This is a genomic window from Streptomyces sp. NPDC059564, from assembly GCF_042735575.1.
Classification (GTDB): Bacteria; Actinomycetota; Actinomycetes; order Streptomycetales; family Streptomycetaceae; genus Streptomyces.
Genome location: NZ_JBHWBP010000725.1, coordinates 1 through 1,071, shown reverse-complemented (window position 1 = coordinate 1,071; position 1,071 = coordinate 1). Strand labels below are relative to the sequence as shown.

The 1,071-nt window shown below is 75.0% G+C and carries 1 pseudogene; it reads right to left on the bottom strand.

From position 1 onward, the window contains the following. Positions 1–755 (bottom strand): annotated as a pseudogene (locus ACFV0Q_RS41955) (LuxR family transcriptional regulator); the annotation flags it as partial. Between the last annotated feature and the right edge of the window lie 316 nt (positions 756–1,071).

Genomic DNA, 1,071 nt, shown 5'->3' with positions numbered 1-1,071 from the left:
CTGCTGAAGCGCTCGTACAGGTCCCGGACCCACTCCGGGTTCCCGAGGCGGCTCGCGGCGGTCAGGGCGCCGGCCAGTCGGCCGGCCCGGTCGGTGTCGCGGACGCTGAGCCGCGCCGCCTGCTCCAGGGCCCTCGCGCCGGCGAAGAGGTCGCCGGTCAGGCGGTGCCCGGCGGCAGCGGTTTCGAGGGCTTCGGCCACGGTCTCGTCCGGCTCGATCGACGCCTCCGCCAGATGCCGGGCACGGCTCGCCGCACTCCGGCCCGATACCGCCGCCAGGTCCCGATGTGCTCGCTGACGCGCCCCGGCCGACCGGCCGTGGAACGCCGCCGCGCGGATCAGCGGATGCCCGAACGCGAGGCGGCCGTCGGCGACGGTGATCAGCCCGGCCTCCTCCGCCGGATCCCATACCGCGAGGTCGTCGGTGCCCAACGCGGCCATCACCGTGCCGAGTTCGCCGTCAGGCCAGCCCGCGGCGGCATACAGCAGTGCGCGCCGGGCCGCCTCGGGCAGAGCCCCCAGATGCTCCCGGTACGCGTGTCGGATGCGCGGCGTGGACCGGAAGGAGGGCTCCCCCTCGGGCAGGGCCTCGCCCAGGAGAGCCGCGTCTCCGGTGAGCGGGGTGCACGCCCGGCCGAGCTCGACGAGCGTCAGGGGGTCGCCCTCCGCCCGTCGGAGGACGTCGAGCCGCGCACGTCCCGAAGGGCCGCCGCCCGGCTGGGCGTCGAGGAGCCGTGCGGCGACGCCCAGGGACACCGGGCCGGGCTGATCAGCAGGAACGTACGGACCGGCGGGTCGGCCCGGACGAGGCTGCTCGGACAATGACATCGCGCTCCGGCTTTCCAGGTGTCTCGGTTGCTCTCCACACTCACGCGCAGGCTGTCAGGCGACCGTGGGCGCCCGCTTCTGTCATATGACCAGTCGGGGCGCCCGGCGAGGCTGGCATCATGAGCTCCGAGGGGGCGATCATGGACATCGGTACGCGCACCGGCCACGGAGACGACGAACTGCGGGGCAGGGACGGCGAGCTGGAGGCGATCCGGCGGCTCCTCGCCACCGCCGAGGCGGGAGG